The organism is Gilliamella sp. Pas-s27 (genome assembly GCF_009795865.1).
Taxonomy (GTDB): Bacteria; Pseudomonadota; Gammaproteobacteria; order Enterobacterales; family Orbaceae; genus Gilliamella.
Genome location: NZ_WTEW01000026.1, coordinates 1 through 18361, shown reverse-complemented (window position 1 = coordinate 18361; position 18361 = coordinate 1). Strand labels below are relative to the sequence as shown.

Below are 18361 nucleotides of genomic sequence, written 5' to 3'. Positions count from 1 at the left end.
CTCTCTTAACTATGTTTATTAAATACCAGTTTATTAAATACCAGCTTATTAAATATAAGATATTTATTATAATTGAGGATCGATAAAGTTTTTAAGTTGAGCCTTAGATAACGCACCCACTTGAGTTGCAACAACTTCCCCATTTTTAAAAATCAATAAAGTAGGAATACCTCGAATACCAAATTTAGGCGCTACATTAGCGTTTTCCTCAACATTTAATTTAGCAACAATAATTTTATCATCATATTCTTGAGCGATTTCTTCCAAAATCGGAGCAACCATTTTACAAGGTCCACACCATGGAGCCCAAAAATCAACAAGTACAGGTTTTGTTGATTCACTAATTGTTTTATCAAATGTAACTTCTGATAACTGAACGATATTATTACTCATTTTATTCTCCAACATATTGCAAATTTTATTCAATAATAGATTACTTCACTTTCCTCTACTAGTAATTAGTATAATAGGATATAATTATTAGTGATGTCACTGTGTTTAGTATGTTATAATGCCGTAATTCTGATAATTATATTCGCAACCACAATGATTCAATCATATCTTACCAAAACAACTTTTAGCCAATTTCCTCTTCATCCTTTAGTGTTAAAAGCACTTGAGAAAAATGAATTTGTTTATTGTACTCCTATTCAAGAAAAGACATTACCGCTAACCTCTAAAGGAATAGATATTGCTGGGCAAGGGCAAACAGGAACGGGCAAAACCATGGCGTTTTTGGCATCAACATTTAATTACTTGTTGAATCATGAACCGTTACCTGATCACCAAACTAATCAACCAAGAGCTATCATTATTGCCCCAACACGCGAATTAGTTGTGCAAATATACCATGACGCTGAACGTTTATCAGAAGAAACAGGGCTTAAACTGGGTCTTGCTTTTGGTGGTGATGGCTATGATAAGCAATTAAAAATGCTCTCTACTGGCGTCGATATTTTAATTGCAACAACGGGAAGGTTAATTGATTATGCGAAACAAAATTACATTAATCTAGAAGCAATTCAAGTTGTAGTCTTAGACGAAGCAGATCGTATGTTTGATTTAGGATTTATCCGCGATATCCGTTGGATTTTCAAACATATGACGCCTCCACAAAAAAGACTAACTATGTTATTTTCTGCAACGTTGACCCATAATGTGCGCGAATTAGCTTTTGAATATATGAACAACCCAGAATATGTAGAAGTTGAGCCAGAACAAAAAATTGGTCACCGCATAAAAGAAGAACTATTTTTCCCATCGAATGAAGATAAATTAGCTCTTTTACAGACCCTTATTGAAGAAGAGTGGCCTGACCGTTGTATTGTATTTGCTAACACCAAAGTCACTTGTGAAAAAATTTGGCGACATCTTATTGCCGATGGACACCGTGTTGGACTACTAACTGGCGACATTGCTCAGAAAAAACGACTTTCTATTTTAGAGCAATTTACACAAGGTAATCTTGACATCTTAGTTGCCACCGACGTCGCGGCACGAGGATTACATATACCTAACGTTACTCACGTCTTCAATTATGATCTGCCGGATGATTGCGATGATTATCGACATCGAATTGGACGAACCGGACGTGCTGGCGCAGATGGTTACTCAATTTCACTAGCTTGCGAACGTTATTCACAAAATTTACCTGCAATTGAAAAAGCAATTGAGCATACTATTCCAGTTAGCCAGTATGATCCTTCTGCGCTATTGGTTGATCTACCAACTCCAAAGCCTTTCAGACGTCCACCGCGAAGAAAACCAACAAACTAGTTAACTAAATAATAATAGCAATTAAAAGCTATCTGAAAATGCAATAAATAATAGTTACTCTTGAGTACCATTATCAGATAGCGAATACACGTTAATCGGTACTACACACAAAAGTTATTTTTTATGCGAATTATTATCAACTTGATTTACAAAACATTGATATTCAAGTTCAATTTCTTTTTTAGTTTCGTTAGATAATGTAGCAACATGAAATTTATGTAACGAACTATATAAAGCAAACAGTATATTAATTGAAATCGTCTCTTTTTTTTGTTTTATTTTATAATATGCATTTAAATAACCTACTTCTTGTAGTGTTTTAACATCCTTGATTCCGACACTGCACAATAATCTTTCCAATGACAAAGTCATATTTGGCAACTCTTTTATTCGTTTTGCTTTAATTTCACTTTTTTCATATTGCTCTTTTTTCGTATACTCAATCACCATTTTTACCATAGCAAGTAACTTTTCATGATCCTTAAAAAGCGCATCACCAACTCTATAGTAATCAAGTAATTTAGTTGACATACCCATTGTTATGCTTAACGGCTGCATACCTAAATCAACAAAAAGTGAACGATAATCGGAATGACCTCTTAAATAAAAGTTTTTTTGGGTAATCCAGCCAAACATGATATCTTCACTATTAACGCTAAATCCACCAAAAAATGTTTTAATTGAAATATCTTTAACATCAGAAAGCTCTGTTAAAATTCGATTTGCAAATGTTGAACACATAATCAATTTCCATTTTTAACTTTATTAAGCAACCAAAATAACTTACTAATTAATCTAAATTATAGTTGTTTTATATTCAAACAATTTCTAAATAAATTCAGAATTATGCGATCTATCTTCCATATATAGAGATAAAATGCATTATTACTTGATAAATTATATTTTTATGAAATTAAATTAACTTTTGTAAAAAACACCCTCAAACAAACAGCAAATCTTAACAATTTTTAACAATACTTAAAAAGAAAAACCGCATTAACATTGTTATTATGTTGTAATAATTATACAATCGGAAGCATTTAACTCAATGGTACTTAATTTTTGTCAAATCCAATCAAAATGATAAAAAAATTTATTGCTCTATTTGTTATATTTTACTCTTTTACTGCATCTGCCGATACATTACCGTTAATTGACTCATTAATACAATGTACCCCTGATTTTTTTAAAGTTGTTTACACCAATAAAGAAGATTTAGAAAAACACACAAGCATTAAAATTTTTGAAAAAAATCAAGCTTATATATCCATTGAAAATCGCTCCAATGCAGACAAAAACTATGTCTATTTCAAAACGCCAATAACTTACAAAGACCTAACAATCACAGGTTATTATGATAGTTCTATGGATCTTGGCAAAATAGGGAAATATTATTTTTGGGGATTTATCATTGACAATGATATTAATCAAATAAAAGAAACATTAAACGGAGTAGATTGGAAAAACATGGAAGACAACCTTCTTTATATTGGAAATCCAATGATTCGCAGTATTAATGACGACATTCAAGTTTGGCATAAAAATACCGGTACGGTTGTTGGTGTCAAAACTATTCCAGCACCGGATACGACCGAAAAGCTATTATTACTTGAAAAAGGACCAAATATGAACCTTCTTGTTTGTTCTATTCAAGGTATTGTAACACCAACATTATTAAAACAAGAACGACCAGATATTCAATAATATTAATCTAAATCGCCGATTCATCCATTTCGCCGGTACGAATACGGATCACTTGCTCAACATTATAAACAAAAATCTTACCATCACCGATTTTACCAGTTTGTGCTGTTTTCATAATAGTTTCAATACACATTTCTAAAATATCGTCAGGTACAATAAGTTCAATTTTTACTTTTGGTAAGAAATCAACCATATATTCGGCACCTCGATAAAGCTCAGTATGCCCTTTTTGACGCCCAAAGCCTTTAACTTCGGTAACTGTCATACCGGTAATACCTTGTTCGGCAAGTGCTTCGCGAATATCATCTAATTTGAATGGCTTGATGATTGCTTCAATTTTTTTCATATCTAGTTTCCTTTAATTCAAGATTACCAATTTTTAAATCCAAAAGCTGAAGTAATAGGATATCGTCGACCTTTACCAAAATTACGAGCTGTAATTTTAGGACCAATTGCAGATTGACGACGTTTATACTCATTGATATCAACCAACTTAATAACCCGCCTTATTGTCACTTCATCATAACCTTGTGCAACAAGTTGTTCAATGGAAAGATCAAGTTCAACATACCCTTTCAAAATTCCATCTAAAACATCATATGGCGGTAAACTGTCTTCATCTTTCTGATCGGGTGCTAGCTCTGCTGAAGGTGGCCGAGTGATTACCCGTTCAGGAATCACATAAGAACGCGTATTTCGATATTTTGATAATGCAAATACCATAGTTTTAGGCACATCTTTAAGCACATCAAAACCACCCGCCATATCGCCATAAAGCGTTGCATAACCGACTGACATTTCGCTTTTATTCCCTGTTGTCAGTACCAGTCTTCGACGTTTGTTGGAGAGTGCCATTAAAATCACACCTCGACAGCGTGCTTGCAAGTTTTCCTCTGTGGTATCTTTTGCAGAGCCTAAAAACAGCGGAGTTAACGATGACATAAACGCATCAAACATCGACTCAATAGAAACAATATCAAATTCGACCCCTAATATTTCTGCTTCTTCCTTAGCGTCAGCAATACTTATATCAGCAGTATAACGAAACGGCATCATCACAGCTTGCACTTTATCTTTACCTAAAGCATCGACAGCAATTGCTAGTGTTAGAGCAGAATCAATTCCGCCTGAAAGACCTAAAACAGCACCTTCAAAGCCATTTTTAGTAATATAATCTCGCGTTGCTAGCACTAACGCATCATAGACTGAAGCTAAAATAGCTTCTTCTAATTTTGGTTTTGGGGTTATTACATTATGAGCTTTTGTAAAATCTAAAATAGCTATATCTTCTTGAAATGCTTGAAGTTGACAAATAACCTCACCTTGTTTATTACAAGCAAAAGAACACCCATCAAAAACCAACTCATCTTGCCCCCCAATTTGGTTGACATAAACAATGGGTAAACTTGTGCGTTTAGCATGGTATTTAACCAAATCATATCGTTGTTGCTGTTTTTCATAATCATAAGGCGAAGCATTAATTGCAACTACAAAATCAGCTTGAGCACGTTTAATATCATCAATTGGCTGGTTTTGCCAAAGATCTTCACAAATTAACAAGCCAATCTTTTGACCTTTAAAGTTCACAACACACGTTTGGTTACCTGCAGTAAAATAACGCTTCTCATCAAAGACATCATAATTAGGTAGTAACTGTTTATGATAGCAAGCTAGCAATTTCCCATCACAAAAAAACGACAGTGCATTATAAAGTTGCTCATCTTGCCAATGTGGATGTCCAACAATAACTGCACAATGCTTACTGGCTTGCTCAATTAAAGCTAAAGCCTTTTGACAACGATCTTTAAAATCAGTGCGATAAACTAAATCTTCAGGGGGATAACCACACAAAGCAAGTTCTGAAAAAATAAGAAGATCATCGGATGAGTGATGGCGAGTCAGTTCAATTATCTGCTTAGCGTTACCTTCTATATCACCCAAGCGCCAATTTTTCTGTACTAAAACAATAGACATATAAAATTCAATATCACAAATCAAAATTGTTGATAAGTTTAAATGATTCTAAGTTGCACTGCCACTGTTTTATCGCTAACATGCAACAATAAATCAGCTTAGACTTGTCTGGAAATTAATATGCAAAAAATATTAAATGTGGCGTTAGCAAAACGTAGTTATCCGATCGCAATTGGTGAAAATCTCATTACTGAATTCGAACATTTTAAACTTCAAACAGGTCAACGCGTACTCATCGCAACAAATGAAACGATCGCCCCACTTTATTTGCAGACAGTGATTAATATGCTTGAAAAGCAAGGTGTAAAGACGGATTCTGTCGTTGTTCCCGATGGTGAACAGTATAAAACCATGGAAACATGGAACACCATTCTTACGGCTCTACTTGCTAATAACCATACTCGTAGCTCAATTCTTATTGCTCTTGGTGGAGGCGTCATCGGGGATGTTGCTGGATTTGCTGCCTCGGCTTACCAACGTGGAATTAAATTTATTCAAGTACCAACCACGCTACTTTCCCAAGTTGACTCATCGGTTGGCGGTAAAACAGCAATTAATCATCCGCTTGGTAAAAATATGATTGGAGCCTTTTACCAACCTCAAGCGGTGGTTATTGACCTCAACTGCTTAAAAACCTTACCACAAAGAGAACTGTCAGCAGGACTTGCCGAAGTCATAAAATATGGCATTATTTTAGATACTGAATTCTTCAATTGGTTAGAACAGCATATTGAAGATTTACTCAACCTAGACAGTAATGCGCTTAGTTACTGTATTTATCGCTGTTGCGAACTAAAAGCAAAAGTGGTTGCTGCCGACGAAACAGAACAAAACATGCGTGCGATTTTAAATCTTGGTCACACTTATGGTCATGCCATAGAAGCAGAGTTAGGCTATGGAAACTGGCTACATGGCGAAGCTGTCAGTGTGGGAATGTTAATGGCTGCTCAAACTGCCAAATTACTCGGTAAACTAACACAAGCAGATCTTGATCGAATCAAAAACTTGCTAATACGTGCTAAACTACCTGTTAACAGACCAGAAAAAATGCCGATTGAATCTTACCTTCCACACATGTTACGAGACAAAAAAGTACTATCTGGACAATTACGACTCGTTGTACCCACTAAAATTGGGCATGTTGAGGTGATGGATGGCATTGATAAAAGTATCGTATTAGCGTCTATTGCTAACGTTTAATATTCACCATAATCCCAAGTATACTAGCCATCAATAAACCACTTTATTATCGTTAAGCTAAGGCAACCTAGCTTAACGATAAGTGCCTCAATATAAAACACGGATGCAATCAAAACACATAAACTTCCACACCATTAAAATGTAAATTTAAGTTTACAACAAACAACTAAATAACAACAAACCTAATGAAATCTAATTAATAATTGAAAATTTGATTTACTATCATGTAATTTTGTGTTTACATTATACACGTTTATGTAATTAATATTTTACATATAAAATAATAAAATGATTTTAACAAGGAAAGCAAAAATGTTAAAAGATACACTAAATAATATCCGAATTAGAGATGAACACATGCTAGTTACCCCCGAAGAGATAAAAAAACTTTATCCGCTATCTCATGAACTTGAAAACCAAATTGCTTCATCAAGACAAACCATTGTCGATATTTTAGAACGCCGAGATCACCGTTTACTAATTGTTTGTGGTCCTTGCTCTATTCACGATCCTATTGCGGCGATTGAATATGCCCATAAATTAAAAAAACTATCAGATGAAGTCAAAGACCACCTATTTATTGTTATGCGAGTTTACTTCGAAAAACCACGCACAACTGTCGGCTGGAAAGGCATGATTAACGACCCTCACATGGATAGTTCATTTGACATTGAACACGGACTTAAAAAAGCACGTAAATTATTACTCGACATCACCAAAATTGGATTACCAATTGCAACAGAAGCATTAGATCCAAACACGCCACAATATATTGGTGATTTAATCAGTTGGGCAGCCATTGGCGCAAGAACCACTGAATCGCAAACACATAGAGAAATGGCATCAGGCCTATCAATGCCAGTCGGCTTTAAAAATGGCACCGATGGCAGTTTAGATGTTGCTATTAACGCCATGAAATCAGCATCAATGGCGCATCGCTTTGTGGGCATCAACCAACAAGGACAAGTAACTGTTTTACAAACTTTAGGCAACCCACACGGACATGTTATTTTGCGTGGTGGAAAAACACCTAACTACGATGCACAAAGCGTATCATTATGTGAAGAGCAAATGCAAAAAGCAGGATTATTACCTAACTTAATGATTGACTGTAGCCACGCAAACTCCAATAAAGATTACCGTAATCAACCAATTGTTGCCGACTCAATTATTAAGCAAATCGAAAAAGGTAATAATTCGATTATTGGAGTGATGATTGAAAGTAACTTATTTGAAGGCAATCAATCGTCTGAACAACCACAAGAAAACTTCAAATATGGCGTATCAGTAACGGATGCTTGTATCAATTGGGAAACAACCGAACAACTACTACAAAAAATGAATAGCCAATTAGCAAACCCACTTACTCAAAGAAAACCGCAATCAGCTAAAGCTTAAACAGCCTCAACGCTGATAACAAAATCGCCGACAAAACGTCGGCGATTTTTTTATTTAACCTAACTGCTTACGAGCATTACGGAACATTCTCATCCACGGACTATCTTCGCCCCAATTATCTGGGTGCCATGAATTACTTACCGTTCTAAATACACGCTCAGGGTGAGGCATCATAATAGTTGCTCGCCCATCTTGAGATGTCACTGCTGTAATGCCGTTTGGTGAACCATTTGGATTAGCAGGATATTGTTGAGTTACTTTACCAAAATGGTCAATATAACGAACAGCAACTAATCCCGAGGTTTCTAAATTGCTCAAATGCGCATCATCAGCAACTTCAACACGTCCTTCTCCATGTGAAACCGCAATTGGCATATAAGACCCCACCATATCAGTAAACAGCAAAGATGGACTTGGTTGGATTTGCACTAAACTAAAACGAGCCTCAAAGCGTTCTGACAAATTACGAACAAACCGTGGCCACAAATCTGCCCCCGGAATCAGATCCTTCAAGTTTGACATCATTTGACAACCGTTACAAACGCCTAACGATAAAGTATCTTGACGATGAAAGAATCGTTCAAATTCATCACGAACTTGTTCATTAAATAAAATCGATTTTGCCCAACCTTCTCCCGCACCTAACACATCACCATAAGAAAAACCACCACAAGCAACAAGCGTACTAAATGGATCAAGTGTAACTCGCCCAGAAAGCAGATCTGTCATATGCACATCAATGGCTTGAAAACCTGCTCTATCAAATGCAGCAGCCATCTCCACATGCGAGTTAACACCTTGCTCACGCAAAATGGCCACTTTAGGTTTTGTACCTTTGGCAATATAAGGGGCGGCAATATCCACACTAGGATCAAAGGTTAAATGTACATTTAAACCAGGATCATCGTCATTTTGTTTTGCTTGATGTTCTTGATCAGCACATTCTGGATTATCTCGCAAACGCTGCATCTGCCATGTTGTTTGCGCCCACCATGTTCTTAAGGTTAAGCGTGATTCGCTATAAACAATCGCTGATTGGTTACGCACAATAAATTGCTGACCAGTTTTAGCACTACCAAGCACATGAATTGCATGAGATAAACCAAACTGCTTAAAGCATGCCATCACATCATCTAAACGATTATTAGCTACTTGAATAACTGCGCCTAATTCTTCATTAAATAACGAAGCAATCACATCATGGCCTAACGAGGCAATATCTACATCAACACCACAATGCCCAGCAAAAGCCATTTCAGCTAATGTCACAAACAGCCCACCATCAGAACGATCATGATAAGCAAGCAACGCATTTTGGCTTACTAAAGCCTGAATCGCATTATAAAAAGCAGCTAACTCCTTAGGATCATGGACATCTGCGGTTTTTTGCCCTAAATGACGATACACTTGCGCAAGTGCGGTTGCGCCTAACGCTTGGTGACCTTTAGATAAATCAACCAGTAACAACGTATTATCCTGATCAGTACGCAATTGAGGTGTTACGGTTTTACGCACGTCTTCAACCCGCGCAAATGCCGAAATCACCAACGACAATGGCGAAGTCATGGTCTTTTTCTCACCCTCTTGTTGCCAAGTGGTTTTCATCGACATTGAATCTTTACCAACTGGAATGGCTAGCCCTAAAGCTGGGCATAACTCTTCACCAATTGCCTTAACGGCTTGGTAAAGACCCGCATCCTCACCAGGGTGACCTGCTGCAGCCATCCAGTTAGCCGAAAGCTTAATGCGTTTGATATCACCGATATTGGTTGCGGCAATATTAGTAATGGCTTCACCAACTGCAAGCCTTGCTGATGCGGCAAAGTTAAGTAGTGCAACGGGTGCTCGCTCGCCGATTGACATGGCTTCGCCATAATAGCTATCTAAACTTGCTGTAGTCACCGCACAATCAGCCACTGGCACTTGCCATGGACCAACCATTTGATCGCGCGATACCATCCCCGTTACAGAGCGATCGCCAATGGTAATTAAAAAAGTCTTTTCCGCAACGGTTGGCAAATGTAAAACTCGCTTAACTGCATCATATAAATTAATATCAGAGGTTGAAAAACTATCACCGTGCGCTTGGTGAGTTTTAACATCACGTTGCATTTTAGGCGTTTTACCAAGTAGCACATCTAATGGCAGATCGATGGGATTATTATTAAAATGCTCATCATGCAAGGTAACCGCTTTATTGGCAATTGCCTCACCAATCACCGCATAAGGTGCACGCTCACGTTGACAAAGCGCATCAAATAGCGCCAATTTATCAGAGTGAATAGCAAGCACATAACGCTCTTGTGATTCGTTACACCAAATTTCTAGTGGTGACATCCCTGGTTCATCGTTGAGTATCTTTCGCAACTCAAATTGCCCACCACAGCCACCATCGCTAACAAGCTCAGGCATCGCATTAGACAAACCACCTGCACCAACATCATGAATAAACAAAATAGGATTATCTTCACCAAGTTGCCAACAACGATCGATAACTTCCTGACAACGGCGCTCCATTTCAGGGTTATCACGCTGAACAGAAGCAAAATCCAAATCGGCATCAGACTGCCCCGATGCCATGGACGAAGCCGCCCCACCACCTAAACCAATATTCATCGCAGGGCCACCTAACACAATCAGCTTAGAGCCAGCAGGGAACTCACCTTTTTGAATATGTTCACGACGAATATTCCCCATACCACCAGCTAGCATAATTGGCTTATGATAACCACGCAGCTCCTCGCCATTATGGCTATTAACCTTTTCTTCATAAGTACGGAAATACCCCAACAAAGCTGGACGACCAAATTCATTATTAAACGCTGCCCCACCTAAAGGACCATCCATCATAATATCAAACGCACTAACAATACGTTCTGGCTTACCAAAATCTTGCTCCCAAGGTTGTTCAAAATGAGGGATCCGCAAATTAGAAACCGAAAACCCAACTAAACCAGCTTTCGGTTTAGCGCCACGCCCTGTTGCGCCCTCGTCACGAATTTCACCACCACTCCCTGTGGCGGCTCCCGGCCAAGGCGATATTGCTGTTGGGTGATTATGTGTTTCAACTTTCATTAAAATATCAGCATATTCTTGATGATAGCTGTAGGTTTTATCTTCGCTATCGGCAAAAAAGCGCCCAACGATTGAACCATCCATCACCGCGGCATTATCCTTATAAGCAGACGAAACATAATCAGGCGTATGCTCAAAGGTATTTTTAATCATCTTAAATAACGATTTAGGTTGCTTTTTACCGTCAATAATCCAATCGGCATTAAAAATCTTGTGGCGACAATGCTCAGAGTTTGCTTGTGCAAACATATAAAGCTCAACATCGGTTGGGTTACGTTTTAGCTTTTGAAAATTTTCAACCAAATAATCGATCTCATCAGGCGCCAATGCCAAACCTAATTTTAGGTTAGCGTCTTGTAATGCCTTGCGCCTTTCGCCTAATAAATTAATGGTTGTCACAGGCGCAGGAGAATCAATATGAAACAACAGTTCAACTTGCTCAAGATTGCTAAAAACCGTTTCCATCATGCGATCATGAATTAAGGATAAAAAATCATTTTTTTGTGAATCGGTTAATGCTGAACTCACTTGCACATAATAAGCAATTCCCCGCTCAATACGGCGGACCTGTGACAAGCCGCAATTGTGTGCAATATCGGTTGCTTTCGACGACCAAGGCGAAATTGTTCCCGCCCTTGGTGTCACTAAAAAGAGTTGCTTGCTAGCTGTTTGATCGACATTGATTTGTGCACTTTTTGGACCGTATTGTAATAATTTATCTAGCGTTAACGTTTGTTCAGCCGTCAATTCGCCTGCCAAATCAACAAAATGCAGGTATTGGGCTTCAATATTGATAACAGGGATGGATTTTTCACAACAAGTAGATAAGATTTTACTAATACGAAATGAAGATAACGCAGAGCAGCCAGCTAAAATTTTCATAAAAATTACTCTTTTTAAGCCAAAAATAGGGAAAAAATAGAACAATATTATAAAAGAAAGCGCGCTGTGTGGCTATATGAAATACAGTTAATCGAGTGATGGAGAGGGGGGAGAAGCTTGGTTTTTGTTAAAAACACAAACAAAAACTTTAATAAAATCAATAGCTTTCCTGAATGATTTTTGTTTTTTTTGGGGACGGCATAGATTGGGCGTGAGGATAAAAAATATTGATTTATTGAATAATTACTGGTTTACTGCATAGAAAGATAAAAATAATAACTTATTATTTATTGATATTAACCATAAGAATAATAAAAATAATTAACGATTGTTCATGAGAATATAAGGGTAAATTAGCATGGAGTTTCTTTTTTATTTACTCATTATTGTTATGCTAATAGTAGTGTTTGTTAATTTTTCTAGCTTAGGAAATCAAATTTCTGCTTTGAGGCATCAGTTAACAGAGTTACAAAAAAGTGTTTTATCGCTTTCAGAGCATCTTTATCAGCAAAAAAGTAGTTCGTCAGGTTCTGATACGGTTCAAGAAACTACCGACCAAACTTTGGATGAGTTAACCATACAGAGCAAACAACATGATAGTGATACTGAAAATACCAATCAACAATTTGACTATCAAACCCATGCTGTCACTCAAGAATCCGAAGATGCTGATCTATTAATAACCGAACCTCCACCCCAAATTCCTTGTGCTGCTAATAATTACAATTTAAACGCCGATTGTTTGCAACTCAATGACCAAAGTGAGCCGGTCTTATTCACTCAATCCGACCAATTTGCTCACAATCCACTTGACGATAAAAACGTTGATTTCGATACGTTAACGCAGGCACATACGTCATATGAAGAAGTCGCAACAGAACAAGAAGCACAAACTTGTGCCAGTGAATCGGTATCCGATGAGGGTACCGAGCCTGAAATAACAAACTCAGCAGAATTAGTATCACCAACATTAGATCCATTTGATTCTGCATATAAAAAAGTGACTACTACAAGCACTGGTCCTAATTTGTGGGCACTTGCGTTTAATTGGTTTGTTAAAGGCAATGTTCTTGCCAAAATTGCCATTGCAATACTATTTTTAGGGTTAACGTATCTGTTTAAATATAGCGTTGAACATGATGTACTTTCACCTGAGTTGAGGGTATTAGGTGCGTTAGTCTTGGGCGTTGCTTTATTGGCAGTGGGTTGGAAATTAAAAGATAAGCGCAAAATTTATGCCTTAATTTTGCAAGGTGGTGGATTTGCAACTTTGTACCTAACCATTTTTGCCGCTTATAGGTTGTATGAGCTAGTACCTATGTTACTGGCTTTTGCTATTTTATTCGTGATTTGCTCAACAAGTGTTGTATTTGCCGTTGCACAAAGGGCAATGAGTTTGGCTATTATTGCTTGTGTTGGTGGCTATTTAACCCCCATTCTATTATCTAATGGCTCGGGTAACCATGTTGCGTTATTTAGTTATTATTTAATGGTTTCTAGTGCTATTTTGGTGATCAGTATTTCACAATCTTGGCGAGTTCTGAATCTATTAGGATTTTTATTTACCTTTGTTGTATCGCTATTATGGGGAATGAGTGATTTCCTACCTGAGTTTTATATTGAATGCCAAATATTCATCGTCGCTAATATGCTAATTTATGGAATTTTGGCGGTGTTATTGTCAATTCGCAGTAATAATAAAGAACCTTATCAAAATGTGATTGATCGCATTTTGCTATTTGGAACGCCATTATCAGGATTTGGATTGCAATATGCGATCACTCAGCAATGGGAATTTGGTCCTGCGTTTTCTTCATTAGGTTTTGGTTTATTTTATCTGATTGGTTCTTATATTATTTTACGCTTGTGGACAACAACAGCTAAAAAAATTGCGCTTTTGGGGCTGGCTATTGGTATAGCATTTAGTACGTTATCCATTCCGCTTGCCTTTAGTGCTAATTTGACTGCGACACTTTGGTTATTTGAGGGAACAGCATTAAGTTGGATTATGCTTTCTCAAAAATATTATCGCGTAGCATTACTTGGTGTAGCCATTACTGTATTGGGGATGATTTCTACCTGTATATCTTTAGAATATGATCACTTAACCACAGCATCATTTGTATCACTTTTAGGTATCACCTGTATTATTTTATTTATCAATGCATGTTTATGGCACTGTTATGACCGCAATGATGATATTGATAAACTGACTAAAACATTATTTATGGTCATCGCTTCTATTGCTTGGATACTGTGGATTTCAGTATGTATTCCACTCATGCTTGATGAAAATACACCAAATGTAGCTCCAATTTTATTGGGCTTTACGGTATCGACTTGGTTATGGTACGCCGTTGGTCAAAAAATAAAGTGGAATATAATCCGTTATGCAGTGTTAGCACTATGGTTAGTAATACCTTTGTCATTGCTTAGAGCACATACTGGATATTACTATTTATCAAGCTTCGGCGTTTGGAGCTTAGTTTGGGTACTTGCGTTTGTTAGTTGCTATTATTATTTGCATGTTGCCTACAACCTTATCAAAAACAATCACATTAAAATAGATGGAAAAACAATCTGTCCGTTATCTATTGTATTGCATATTAGTTTATTCTGGATGATTCTTTGCTGGTTAATTCGTGAAACCGTTCATTGGTTTGATTCATTACCGTGGGGTTACGAAGTCGTAAAATGGAGTATTGCTACAATCATAGCAAGCAGTATTATTTTATTATTCTACTTCTTGATTAAGCGTCAAATAATGACCTCGTTGCCATTAATCAAATCTTATTGGATGACAGGACTAATACCTATTGTGCTTTATATTAGCTATTATTTAATTGTTGGACTTGCTATGAGTGGACAAATTATTTACTGGCAATATATTCCGATTCTCAATCCGTTAGAAGAAAGTGCCATTTTTGGCTTAATTATGTTAACGGTCTGGTTAAAATTTGCCATCAGTTATTCACACATTGGCAACAAAATTATCAATACTTCTTATTTTAATATACCGTTACCAAATATGGTTTTAGTGCTATTAATCACACTAACCTTTTTATGGTCAAATAGCATAGTATTACGCTACTTAAGCCAGACATTTGATATATCTTGGATGGCTTATTCTTTGTGGCACAACAATATTGTTCAAATGACTGCCTCGTTGCTTTGGATGTTAACATCGGTAATATTAATCACTATCGGACATCGTTATTCACTTCGAAAAGTATGGTACAGTGGTGAAATTATTCAAATGATCGTTATTATAAAATTAATCTTTGTCGATATCCGTGAGCTTGATGGATTACTGCGTGCATTTGCCTTTATTGGTGTCGCATTATTAATGTTATTAATCGCCTATTTAGCGCCATTACCTCCAAAACAAGATAATAATAAGCAAATTTTGGCGTAATTAGAGAAGATGATTAATTTCAGTTTTCAGTATAGAAATAGAAATAAAGCCTAAGTGCTATTGAATTTTATGGATAAATGAATTATGAAAAAATTGTTATTAAGTGCTTTAATGCTAATCAGTGGGTTTAGTCAAGCAACAGACAAAACCAACCAATATGCCTATGGTGCAATGATTGAAACTAGCAATGATTCAAGTATGTATAGCCGTATAGATCTAACGAGCGATGTGTATACACAAGCGCTTTCAAGTCGTTTAGATGATATTCGTGTATTTAATCATAAAGGACAACCTGTGCCTTATGCATTAGTTAATGTTTACCAACAAGATGACATCAATCAAATATTTCAGGTCACTATTTATGATTTAGATAAAAACCAAGAACACCGCCAAGAAAAACAAAGTAAGCAAGGCACTGAACAATATAATATTAATATCAATAATAAAGATGTTCAAATTTCCCTAGATAATACCAACAGTCAGGAACAATACTATGCAACTTATTTATTACAAGTTCCTAACGAAATCAAACTAGAAAAAGCAATTAGTCGCTTATCAATCGATTTTGATACCGCTGAAAGTCAAAATTGGCAAGCTACTGCTAAACTACTTTATAGCCAAGATTTAAGCAATTGGCAAACCGCACTAAATAACGTGCCAGTGATGTCTTTGGTTGATAACAATAATGAGCAATCGCTTAAAGTCAATGCCATTGATATCCCATCCAATACCAATTACAAAGCTAAATATTGGATTTTACAATTAAAATCAGAACAACAAACGATCCCAACTATTAAAAAAGTTGAGTTTATTTCTAGAAAGGCAGCCCCAAAAATTGCACTTTACCCAATTAATTTTGAACTTGCATCTTCTGATGAGCAAGAGGCATTTTATCAGTTACCAACACCACAGCCAGTTAAAGAATTATCCATCTCACTGCAAAACTCACGCACGGTATTGCCAATTAGCCTTTATTATAAAAGTAATGATAAAGATCAAATCTGGCATAAACTTGACGATTACATTATTCGACGCGTTACAGATACCGATCAAAGCCAAAACATTAAAATAAACGATCCCGATTTACAAATAAAACAGCTTAAGATAAAAGCTAACAACGCTAGCTTTGACCAAGCCCCTCAAGTAGTTGCTTACCGTAATCGTATGAACTTGATTTTTAATAGTGGTAATAATGGACCATTTATTTTGGCTTGGGGTTCGGCTAAGGCAAAATCAGCGGCATTAAATGAAAAAGAATTGCTGTCTGATTCGTTGTCGATACAAGATCTTCCTGAAGCTTATATTGGTGAAGATATTAAACTTTCAGGTAAAAAAGCATTAACCCAAAGCGTTAACGATAGCAATACAGCAACGAGTTCATCTTTACCTAAATGGTTAATTTGGATCTGTTTAATTGCTGGTGCGTTATTTTTGACTTTTTTAGGTCTAATGCTCCTGAAAGAAGCCAAAAAGTCAGCATCATAAATCACACTGTAAAAAAGAAGTCATTTAAAATGATACTGGCAATTGATGTTTATTACATTGATAACCGCGCCAAATCCGTTGGTGTGTTATTTCGTGATTGGACAAGCATAAAATCCGAAATTGATTCGGTTATTACCGATTATCAAGATCATGTTGCGCCCTATCAATCAGGTCAGTTTTATCAACGTGAATTACCTTGCATTATGTCACTGCTTGATAAAATTGATTTAAGTAACATTACCTGCATTGTGATTGATGGTTATGTGCATTTGGATGAAGGTAAGATAGGGCTAGGGGGGCATTTGTATCATGCATTAAATAAAACCATCCCTGTTATTGGTGTTGCTAAAAAGCCGTTTTCAGGTAATAGCGACTATTTGATCGAAGTGCTACGTGGTCAAAGTAAGCACCCGCTATATGTTACCTCGATAGGCATACCGCTAATAAATGCTGCCAATAGTGTGCAATCAATGGCAGGCAAACACCGAATGCCTGATTTGCTGAGCTATTTAGATCAACAAACAAAATTGTTTAAACACGAACAATAACGGATTAGATTGAATTTGGCTAGGATGAATTAAATTACTGTAATGCGGACATTCGCCGACCCAATAAGTCGGCGAATGGTTGAGTTAAATTAGGTATAGGAAAATGCCGAGTTGTTTACGTTCCATGATTAAAATAATCCGCTAAACTCCATAAGGCGTTTTCCCTAAAATCGCTTTATGCGGTTTAACGGTATTATAAAAGTGAATAAATCGCTTAGGCTTTAGTTGTCAGTCTTTTGGTAACTAAATATTTGCTGATTCTGCAACTTTCCATTAGTTTACGTATCACTATTTCGGCTTTCCTATTCGTTTGTGGCAGGCGGTTTTGGTAAATTTTTGCTTGATATGCCGGTTATCACACAGTTTATCTAAACAAATAATTTATCTAAAAAATAAAGGTATCCCCATTTTTGTCAAAAAATTTCAGGATTGTACTACGTTTAAGTAAAAAAACCCAAAAAATCATACTTAAATTGATAAAAATAAACTTATTGGTATTCTTTTCTTGACTATGGCTTCACCGCAAAAAAATGCCACTAAACTAACTTTAATTATTAATATTAAACAACAACATCGTTAAAAATTATTTAAATTTTGTCTTAAAATGCTCTATACTTCATTTAGATTATCTATTATATAACTAAAAGTGATAAACATTTAGAACTTGAATCATTACAACAAACTAAAAGGTATTATACTTTATTTCAATTAAATCAATAAGTAAGTAAGGAAGGAAGAAAAAACATGACAAACAAGTTTGACCGTTTGGTTGACAAGTTAGGTGAGGGATTGGTTAATGGGTTAATTGATGGGTTGAAGAGTGTGAGTCATAATCGTTATACCTTAACCGTTGAGGGGCTGGGTTCACCGGTGTCGGTGTTGCAGGTTAAAGGCGATGAGCCAC

General features: G+C 36.4%; 12 protein-coding genes. 7 read left to right on the top strand and 5 right to left on the bottom strand.

Annotation, left to right across the window (positions count from 1 at the left end; genetic code table 11):
• Window positions 1–66 precede the first annotated feature (66 nt).
• Window positions 67–393, bottom strand: a complete 327-nt coding sequence (gene trxA / locus GQ589_RS09820; RefSeq protein WP_160411949.1) for a thioredoxin TrxA — start codon at window positions 391–393, stop codon at window positions 67–69.
• Window positions 394–546: 153 nt separating this feature from the next.
• Between trxA and rhlB the strand changes: the two genes are divergently transcribed.
• Window positions 547–1776: an ATP-dependent RNA helicase RhlB gene (gene rhlB, locus GQ589_RS09815; protein ID WP_160400764.1), complete on the top strand. Its 1230-nt coding sequence runs from the start codon at window positions 547–549 to the stop codon at window positions 1774–1776.
• 114 nt (window positions 1777–1890) lie between these two features.
• Here rhlB and GQ589_RS09810 read toward each other — a convergent pair whose 3' ends face one another.
• Entirely contained in the window at window positions 1891–2517 is a 627-nt protein-coding gene (locus tag GQ589_RS09810) for a TfoX/Sxy family DNA transformation protein (RefSeq protein WP_160400765.1), read from the bottom strand.
• 321 nt (window positions 2518–2838) lie between these two features.
• Between GQ589_RS09810 and GQ589_RS09805 the strand changes: the two genes are divergently transcribed.
• Window positions 2839–3480: a hypothetical protein gene (locus GQ589_RS09805; protein ID WP_160411950.1), complete on the top strand. Its 642-nt coding sequence runs from the start codon at window positions 2839–2841 to the stop codon at window positions 3478–3480.
• Between the two features lie 7 nt (window positions 3481–3487).
• On the opposite strand, the gene glnB is transcribed toward GQ589_RS09805, so the two are convergent.
• Complete coding sequence (gene glnB / locus GQ589_RS09800; protein ID WP_160400767.1) at window positions 3488–3826, bottom strand: nitrogen regulatory protein P-II; 339 nt, start codon at window positions 3824–3826, stop codon at window positions 3488–3490.
• Between the two features lie 23 nt (window positions 3827–3849).
• Complete coding sequence (locus GQ589_RS09795; RefSeq protein ID WP_202115075.1) at window positions 3850–5454, bottom strand: NAD+ synthase; 1605 nt, start codon at window positions 5452–5454, stop codon at window positions 3850–3852.
• Window positions 5455–5574: 120 nt separating this feature from the next.
• Here GQ589_RS09795 and aroB point away from each other — a divergent pair, with 120 nt between their 5' ends.
• Together aroB and GQ589_RS09785 are read left to right on the top strand one after the other, a co-directional pair.
• Window positions 5575–6654: a 3-dehydroquinate synthase gene (gene aroB / locus GQ589_RS09790; protein ID WP_160425902.1), complete on the top strand. Its 1080-nt coding sequence runs from the start codon at window positions 5575–5577 to the stop codon at window positions 6652–6654.
• Window positions 6655–6966: 312 nt separating this feature from the next.
• A complete protein-coding gene (locus GQ589_RS09785) occupies window positions 6967–8052 on the top strand; it encodes a 3-deoxy-7-phosphoheptulonate synthase (RefSeq protein WP_160400769.1) in 1086 nt (361 codons plus the stop codon).
• A gap of 54 nt (window positions 8053–8106) precedes the next feature.
• Here GQ589_RS09785 and purL read toward each other — a convergent pair whose 3' ends face one another.
• Complete coding sequence (purL, locus tag GQ589_RS09780; RefSeq protein ID WP_160425900.1) at window positions 8107–12009, bottom strand: phosphoribosylformylglycinamidine synthase; 3903 nt, start codon at window positions 12007–12009, stop codon at window positions 8107–8109.
• 358 nt (window positions 12010–12367) lie between these two features.
• On the opposite strand from purL, the gene GQ589_RS09775 reads away from it, so the two are divergent.
• From GQ589_RS09775 to GQ589_RS09765, 3 genes are all read left to right on the top strand, one after another.
• Window positions 12368–15424, top strand: coding sequence for a DUF2339 domain-containing protein (locus GQ589_RS09775; protein ID WP_160425898.1), 3057 nt, complete (start codon window positions 12368–12370; stop codon window positions 15422–15424).
• 84 nt (window positions 15425–15508) lie between these two features.
• Window positions 15509–16909: a DUF3999 family protein gene (locus GQ589_RS09770; RefSeq protein WP_160425897.1), complete on the top strand. Its 1401-nt coding sequence runs from the start codon at window positions 15509–15511 to the stop codon at window positions 16907–16909.
• A 29-nt stretch (window positions 16910–16938) separates the two neighbouring features.
• Window positions 16939–17457, top strand: a complete 519-nt coding sequence (locus GQ589_RS09765) for an endonuclease V (RefSeq protein ID WP_202113755.1) — start codon at window positions 16939–16941, stop codon at window positions 17455–17457.
• The last annotated feature ends 904 nt before the right edge of the window (window positions 17458–18361 follow it).